4 protein-coding genes are annotated in these 8,300 nt (G+C 67.4%); all 4 read left to right on the forward strand.

Going from position 1 to position 8,300, the window contains the following annotated elements; translation table 11 throughout:
- Positions 1 to 26 precede the first annotated feature (26 nt).
- The 4 genes from gltB to ACZYX4_RS16935 all read left to right on the forward strand — a co-directional run bounded on the left by gltB (position 27) and on the right by ACZYX4_RS16935 (position 8,187).
- Entirely contained in the window at positions 27 to 4,643 is a 4,617-nt protein-coding gene (gltB, locus tag ACZYX4_RS16920; protein WP_463878073.1) for a glutamate synthase large subunit, read from the forward strand.
- A complete protein-coding gene (locus ACZYX4_RS16925) occupies positions 4,636 to 6,093 on the forward strand; it encodes a glutamate synthase subunit beta (protein ID WP_463878076.1) in 1,458 nt (485 codons plus the stop codon). Before gltB ends, ACZYX4_RS16925 begins: the two co-directional genes overlap by 8 nt.
- A gap of 82 nt (positions 6,094 to 6,175) precedes the next feature.
- Positions 6,176 to 7,672: a pyruvate kinase gene (gene pyk, locus ACZYX4_RS16930; RefSeq protein ID WP_463878079.1), complete on the forward strand. Its 1,497-nt coding sequence runs from the start codon at positions 6,176 to 6,178 to the stop codon at positions 7,670 to 7,672.
- 104 nt (positions 7,673 to 7,776) lie between these two features.
- Positions 7,777 to 8,187, forward strand: a complete 411-nt coding sequence (locus ACZYX4_RS16935; RefSeq protein ID WP_463878081.1) for a rhodanese-like domain-containing protein — start codon at positions 7,777 to 7,779, stop codon at positions 8,185 to 8,187.
- Positions 8,188 to 8,300: the final 113 nt, after the last annotated feature.

The following is an 8,300-nucleotide window of genomic DNA, read 5'->3' on the forward strand; positions in this document are numbered from 1 at the left end:
CACGATCAGGAGGAAGGACGTCTCTCATGACCCAAACCCTGCACAGCCCCAGTTGGTCCGACCCAGTCGAGCCAGCCCCCGCCATGTCACCGTTCAAGCGCTTCGCGGCAATTCCCGAAGCGGCCGGGCTTTACAACCCCGAGCAGGAGAAGGACGCCTGCGGCCTCGCCATCATCGCCACGTTGCGGGGGGAGCCGGGTTACGACATCGTGGACGCCGCCCTGACCGCCCTGCGCAACCTTGAGCACCGCGGTGCCGTAGGCGCAGATGAAGGGACCGGCGACGGCGCCGGACTGCTGATGCAGATCCCGGACGAATTCTTCCGCGCAGTGACCGACTTCGAACTTCCGGCACCCGGACAGTTCGCGGTGGGCACGGCGTTCCTCCCCGCCGAGCAGCGCGAATCCGACGCCGCGAGGGCCGGCATCGAGGGCCTCGCCGCCGATGAGGGCCTCACCGTCCTCGGCTGGCGCGACGTGCCGATCGTGGCTGACCTGGTCGGAGCGATGGCCCGGGCCTGCATGCCCTACTTCTCCCAGCCGTTCTTTGCCTCCAGCACCGGGGAGGTGCTGGAGCGCAACGAACTCGACTCCCGTGCCTGGCGCATCCGGAAGCGGGCGCAGAACAAGTTCGGCGTGTACTTCCCGTCGCTGTCCTGCCGGACCATCGTCTACAAGGGCATGCTGACCACGGCCCAGCTCGAGCCGTTCTACCCGGACCTTTCGGACAAGCGCTTCAAGACCAAGCTGGCGATCGTCCACTCACGTTTCTCCACCAACACCTTCCCGTCCTGGCCGCTGGCCCAGCCCTTCCGGACCATCGCCCACAACGGCGAAATCAACACGGTCAAGGGAAACCGGAACTGGATGCGGGCCCGCCAGTCGCAGCTGGCCAACCCGCTGCTGGGGGATTCACCCGAGGAGCTGTACCCGATCTGCACCCCGGGCGCCTCCGACTCGGCCTCCTTCGATGAGGTCGCGGAACTGCTCTGGCTCTCCGGCCGGCCGATCACACACTCGATCATGATGATGATCCCCGAGGCCTGGGAAAACCACGCCACGATGGATCCGGCCCGCCGTGCCTTCTACGAGTACCACTCCATGCTGATGGAACCGTGGGACGGCCCCGCCGCCGTCTCCTTCACCGACGGCAACCTCGTCGGCGCCACCCTGGACCGCAACGGGCTGCGCCCCGGCCGGTTCTGGATCACCGAGGACGGCCTGATCATCTTCGCCTCCGAGGTCGGCGTGATCGAGGTCGAACCGTCCAAGGTGGTCAAGAAGGGCCGCGTCTCACCCGGCAAGATGTTCCTCGTGGACACCGACGCCGGCCGGATCATCAGCGACGCCGAGGTCAAGGCCGAGGTGGCGGCCGCCAACCCCTGGGCCGACTGGGTCAAGGAAAACCTGATCGACCTCAAGGACCTGCCCGAGCGCGAGCACGTCGTGCACACCGCAGCCTCGGTCAATATCCGCCAGCGCACCTTCGGCTACACCACCGAGGAACTGAAGATCCTGCTCGGCCCGATGGCCCGCACCGGCGCCGAGCCGCTCGGCGCCATGGGCTCGGACACCCCCGTGGCCGTGCTCTCGAAGCGGCCCCGGCTGCTGTTCGACTACTTCGTGCAGTCCTTCGCGCAGGTCACCAACCCGCCGCTGGACGCCATCCGCGAGGAACTCGTCACCTCGCTGACCTGCGCGATCGGGCCCAACGGGAACCTGCTGGACACCAAGCAGGTCCGCCAGCCGCAGGTTGCGCTGCCGTTCCCTGTGATCACCAATGACCAGCTCGCCAAGATCGCGAACATCGAGAACGCCGACGGCGACAGGGTCGCCATGAAGGTCCGCGGCCTCTACCGCCCCGAAGGCGGCGAGAACGCGCTGCGCGCCCGGCTGACCGAAATCTGCGAGCAGGTCTCCGGCGCCATCAACCGCGGTGTCCAGTACGTGGTGCTCTCGGACCGTGACTCGAACGCCCAGTGGGCGCCGATCCCCTCCCTGCTGCTGGTCAGTGCCGTGCACCACCACCTGCTGCGCAGCGCCAACCGGACCAAGACTGCCCTGGTGGTCGAGGCCGGCGATGTCCGCGAGGTGCATCACGTGGCCGTGCTGATCGGCTACGGCGCCTCCGCGGTGAACCCGTACCTGGCCATGGAATCTGTGGAGCAGCTCATCTCCACCGGCGACGTCGTCGGGGTCACCGCGCAGGACGGCGTCTACAACCTGATCAAGGGCCTGGGCAAGGGCGTCCTGAAGATCATGTCCAAGATGGGGATCTCCACCGTGGCCTCCTACACCGGAGCCCAGACGTTCGAGGCCCTCGGCCTCGGCCAGGACCTGGTGGATGAGTACTTCGCCGGCACGCACTCCCAGCTGGGCGGCGTCGGCCTGGACGTCATCGCAGCCGAGGTCGCGGCACGCCACCGGATGGCGTACCCCGAGAACGGCATCGAGCAGCCCCACCAGGCCCTGATGGGCGGCGGCGAATACCAGTGGCGCCGCGACGGCGAGCCGCACCTGTTCAACCCGGAAACCGTCTTCCGGCTGCAGCACGCCACGCGGGAGCGCCGCTATGACATCTTCAAGGCCTACACCCGCGGTGTGGACGACCAGTCCGAGAACCTGATGACCCTGCGCGGGCTGCTGAAGTTCAAAGCCGGGCTGCGCCCCGCGGTCCCGCTCGAGGAAGTGGAGTCCGTCTCCAGCATCGTCAAGCGGTTCTCCACCGGTGCGATGAGCTATGGCTCCATCTCGCAGGAGGCCCACGAAACCCTCGCGATCGCCATGAACCGGCTGGGCGGCAAGTCCAACACCGGTGAAGGCGGCGAGGACGTGGACCGGCTGCTCGATCCGGCCCGCCGCTCGGCGGTCAAGCAGATCGCCTCCGGCCGCTTCGGCGTGACGAGCCTGTACCTGACCAACGCGGACGACATCCAGATCAAGATGGCGCAGGGTGCCAAGCCCGGCGAAGGCGGCCAGCTGATGGCGCAGAAGGTCTACCCCTGGGTGGCCCGGACGCGGCACTCGACGCCCGGCGTCGGACTCATTTCCCCGCCCCCGCACCACGACATCTACTCGATCGAGGACCTCGCCCAGCTGATCTACGACGCGAAGCGGGCCAACCCCTCGGCGCGGGTGCACGTCAAGTTAGTCTCCGAGGTCGGGATCGGCACGGTGGCTGCCGGCGTGACGAAGGCCAAGGCCGACGTCGTCCTGGTGTCCGGGCACGACGGCGGTACCGGCGCCTCGCCGCTGAACTCGCTCAAGCACGCCGGCGTGCCGTGGGAGCTCGGTCTCGCCGAGACGCAGCAGACCCTCATGCTCAACGGCCTGCGCGACCGTGTGGTGGTGCAGGTGGACGGCCAGCTCAAGACCGGCCGCGACGTCGTGATTGCCGCGCTGCTCGGCGGCGAGGAGTTCGGTTTCGCCACCGCCCCGCTGGTGGTCTCCGGCTGCATCATGATGCGCGTCTGCCACCTCGACACCTGCCCGGTGGGCGTCGCGACGCAGAACCCGGAGCTGCGCTCCCGCTTCAACGGCAAGCCCGAATTCGTGGTCAACTTCTTCGAATTCCTCGCCGAGGAAGTCCGCGAGATCCTGGCCGAGCTGGGTCTGCGGAGCATTGAGGAGGCGATCGGCCACGCCGAAATGCTCGACACCCGCGAGGCGATCAACCACTGGAAGGCCGAAGGGCTGGACCTGGACCCGATCCTGCACGGGCTCGAGTTCGACGACGACGCCCCGCTGCGCAACCTCACCGGCCAGAACCACGAGCTGGACAAGCACTTCGACCAGCGCCTGATGGTGTTGGCCGCGGAAGCCCTGAGTGACCGCACACCGGTCAAAATCGCCGTCGACGTCATCAACACGGACCGGTCCGTCGGCACAATGCTGGGCCATGTGGTCACGAGGACCTTCAGCACGGACCTGCTGGCGACCGACACGATCGACATCACGCTGACCGGCACCGCCGGCCAGTCGCTCGGCGCCTTCCTGCCGGCGGGCATCACGCTGCGGATGTTCGGTGACTCCAACGACTACGTCGGCAAGGGGCTCTCCGGCGGTCGCATCATCGTCCGGCCGGACCGGACCAACGTGTTCCCGGCCGAGCACAATGTGATCGCCGGCAACGTGATCGGCTACGGCGCCACGAGCGGCGAGATGTACCTGCGCGGCCAGGTCGGCGAACGCTTTATGGTCCGCAACTCCGGCGCCACCGCGGTGGTCGAAGGAATCGGAGACCACGGCTGCGAGTACATGACCGGCGGCCAGACGCTCGTCATCGGTCGCACCGGCCGCAACTTCGGTGCCGGCATGTCCGGCGGCACGGCCTACGTGCTGGACCTGAAGGCCGAACGCGTCAACAAACAGGCCCTGGAAGCCGGTGAGCTGCAGCTGCGCGAACTGGACGCCGAGGACCGCGAGATTGTCCATGGACTGCTCCTGAAGCACTCCGAGGAGACCGAATCGCTGCTCGCGGCACGGCTGCTGGAGAACTTCGACGACACCGCAGCCCGCATAACCAAGGTGCTGCCGCGTGATTACGCGGCCGTCCTGCAAACCCGCCTTGACGCCATCGAAGAGGGCCTTGACCCCGACGGCGAAGAAGTCTGGGCCCGAATCCTGGAGGTGACCGGTGGCTGATCCACGCGGATTTCTGAAAGTACGTCAGCGCGAAACCCAGCCCCGGCGTCCCGTTCCGGTCCGCATCATGGACTGGAAGGAAGTCTATGAGGCCCAGGAAAATGGCGTCCTGAAGGCGCAGGCCGGCCGCTGCATGGACTGCGGCGTGCCGTTCTGCCACCAGGGCTGCCCGCTGGGGAACCTCATTCCGGAGTGGAACGACCTCATCTGGCGGGACAAGGGCGAGGAAGCGATGGAGCGGCTGCACGCCACCAACAACTTCCCCGAGTTCACCGGCCGGCTCTGCCCGGCCCCCTGCGAGGCGTCCTGTGTGCTGGGCATCAACCAGCCCGCCGTGACCATCAAGCAGGTCGAGGTCTCGATCGTGGACCAGGCGTTCGAGAACGGCTGGGTCAACCCGCTGCCCCCGGCCCGCCTCAGCGGCAAGACGGTCGCCGTCGTCGGCTCCGGCCCCGCCGGGCTCGCCGTCGCGCAGCAGCTGACCCGGGTGGGCCACACCGTCGCCGTGTACGAGCGCGATGACAAGATCGGCGGCCTCCTGCGGTACGGGATCCCCGATTTCAAGATGGAAAAAGAGCACGTGGACCGCCGCCTGGAGCAGATGAAGGCCGAAGGCACCCGCTTCCGGACCGGCGTCGCCGTCGGCACGGACGTGACCTGGGAGCAGCTGCGGCGCCGTTACGACGCCGTCGTGGTCGCCACCGGTGCCACCGTCCCCCGTGACCTGCCGATCCCGGGGCGCGAGCTCGAGGGAGTGCACTTCGCGATGGACTACCTTGTCCCGGCCAACCGTGTGGTGGCGGGGGAGAAGGTCGAGAACCAGATCGACGCGGCCGGCAAACACGTTGTCATCCTCGGCGGCGGCGACACCGGCGCGGACTGCCTCGGCACCGCGCACCGGCACCAGGCCGCGTCCGTCACCACCCTGGCGATCGGCAAGCAGCCGCCGGCGGAGCGCGCCGGCCACCAGCCGTGGCCGACGTTCCCGACCCTGTTCGAAGTTGCCAGCGCCCACGAGGAAGGCGGCGAACGCACCTACCTCGCCTCTACCGTGGAGTTCGTCGGCGAGAACGGCAAACTCACCGGCGTGAAGGTGGCCGAGACCGAATTCGTTGGGGGCAAGCGCCTCCCGAAGGCCGGCACCGGGCGGATCATCCCGGCGGACCTGGTGTTCCTGTCCCTGGGCTTCACCGGTCCGGAACCGGCCGGGATCACCGAGCAGGTCAGCGCCGAGTTCGATGGCCGCGGCAACGTGGCCCGCGACGGCTACTACATGACCAACACGGAAGGCATCTTCGTCGCCGGAGATGCCGGCCGCGGACAGTCCCTCATCGTCTGGGCCATTGCCGAGGGGCGCGCGTGCGCCGCCGCGGTAGACAAATTCCTGATGGGCAGCACCATCCTTCCGGCTCCCGTGGCGCCGACCGACCGGGCCATGGCCGTCCTGTAGGCCGCAGCTGCCTGCTGCTGGCCGGCGGCGGTCACAGTCCACCAGCAACTTCATCCATGCAATCGACTACTAGGGTAGATATATGAGACGCGCTAAAACAGTGGCCACCTTCGGACCTGCAGTTGCGAGCTTTGAGAACACCCTCGCCGTGCTGGAAGCCGGCGTCGACGTGGCGCGCATGAACATGAGCCATGGCGATTACGCCGTGCACGACACCACGTACGAGAACGTCCGCACGGCTGCCGGGCAGCTCGGCAAGCCGGTCGCCATCATGGCTGACCTGCAGGGGCCGAAGATCCGCCTCGGCCGGTTCGTGGACGGGCCGCACCTGCTGGCCGTCGGCGACTCCTTCACCATCACCACCGACGACGTCCCTGGCACCAAGGACATCTGCTCCACGACGCTCAAGAGCCTCACCGGGGACGTCAAGCCGGGCGACGCGCTCCTGATCGACGACGGCAAGGTCGCCCTCCGCGCGATCGACGTCGACGAGACCAAGGTCGTCGCCCAGGTCATCGTCGGCGGCTACGTCTCGAACAACAAGGGCATCAACCTGCCCGGTGTTGCCGTCAACGTGCCGGCGCTGAGCCAAAAGGACGAGAACGATCTCCGCTGGGCCATGCGCCGCGGCGTGGACATGGTGGCCCTCTCCTTCGTCCGCGACGCCTCGGACATCACGCGCGTCCACGAGATCATGGACGAAGAAGGCCGCCGCGTGCCGGTCATCGCCAAGATCGAGAAGCCGCAGGCCGTTGAGCAGCTCCCCGAGATCATCGACGCCTTTGACGCCATCATGGTGGCCCGTGGGGACCTCGGCGTGGAACTTCCGCTGGAGGAAGTGCCGATCGTCCAGAAGCGCGCCATTGAACTGGCCCGCCGCTGGGCCAAGCCGGTCATCGTGGCAACCCAGGTGCTGGAATCCATGATCGACAACCCGCGTCCGACCCGCGCCGAGGCCTCCGACTGCGCCAACGCCGTGCTCGACGGCGCCGATGCAGTTATGCTCTCGGGCGAGACCAGCGTGGGCAAGTTCCCGATCGAGACTGTCAAGACCATGGCCCGGATCATCGAATCCACCGAGGTCCACGGCCTGGAGCGCGTCCCCCCGCTGGGCACCAAGCCCAAGACCCGCGGCGGCGCCATCACCCGTGCCGCCGTCGAAATCGCCGACCAGCTGGATGCAAAGTACATCTGTGCCTTCACCCAGTCCGGTGACTCCGCCCGGCGCTTGTCGCGGCTGCGTCCGATCCGTCCCGTCTTCGCTTTCACCCCGGTGGAGCATGTCTGGAACCAGCTCGCGCTGACCTGGGGCATCCAGCCGGTCCTGGTCCCGATGGTGGGCCACACCGATGAGATGAACGCCCAGGTTGACCGCAGCCTGTTGAACATGGGCCTCGTCGAGGACGGTGACATGGTGGTTATCGCCGCCGGTTCGCCTCCCGGAAAGGCCGGTTCCACGAACATGCTGAAGGTCCACAGGGTCGGAGACCTGGCCGACGCCGGCCTCGGCGAAGCCGAGGTGACCAGGGACAAGCTCGGCCCCTGGCCGGAAAAGAAGAAGCGGAACGGCAGCGTCTAGTTCCGCAGCTTGAGTGCAAAGGGAGGGTTCCCGCCGTTCATGGCGGGGACCCTCCCTTTTTGCTGCCGTGATTCAGTATACCCCCGGGGGTATAGAATCGGAGCATGGCAAGCAGCGGCATCACACCCCTCCCCGCCCGCACCGTCACCGCGGATGATCTCGCCGGCGTCTGGCCCGGCGTCGCCTTGGTCGACGTCCGCAGCCGGGAGGAATATGCGTTCGCCTGCATTCCGGGAAGCATCAACATCCCGCTGGATGAGCTCCCGTCCCGCCTGAACGACGTGCCGAACACCACGGTCTACCTGCTCTGCGGGTCTGGAAAACGCAGCAGCCAGGCGGCCGCCCTCCTCTCCGGGCGGGGCTACGACGCCGTGAATGTCGCGGGCGGCATCACCGAGTGGTACCGCAACGGCCACCCGGTCACCTATGCCCCGGCTCCGGAGGACACCCCCCGGCCCGGCCGCTGGCGGTTGCTGGCGGACCGGCTGACCGGGCGCGGCGCGCTGTTGTCCTGAGCAGCACTTGCAAGATACCCCCGGGGGTATTATTGTTGTTAGTAGTCGACGGGGCTCAGCCCCACCTCTTTACGAAGGAGAGCACATGCTTCTGGAACGCATTTATGATGAGG

The organism is Pseudarthrobacter leeuwenhoeki, assembly GCF_055412885.1.

Bases quoted from the DNA above. Each gene is read 5' to 3' on its own strand.
- gltB (WP_463878073.1), top strand. From the start codon at position 27: ATGACCCAAACCCTGCACAGCCCCAGTTGGTCCGACCCAGTCGAGCCA.
- pyk (WP_463878079.1), top strand. From the start codon at position 6,176: ATGAGACGCGCTAAAACAGTGGCCACCTTCGGACCTGCAGTTGCGAGC.
- ACZYX4_RS16935 (WP_463878081.1), top strand. From the start codon at position 7,777: ATGGCAAGCAGCGGCATCACACCCCTCCCCGCCCGCACCGTCACCGCG.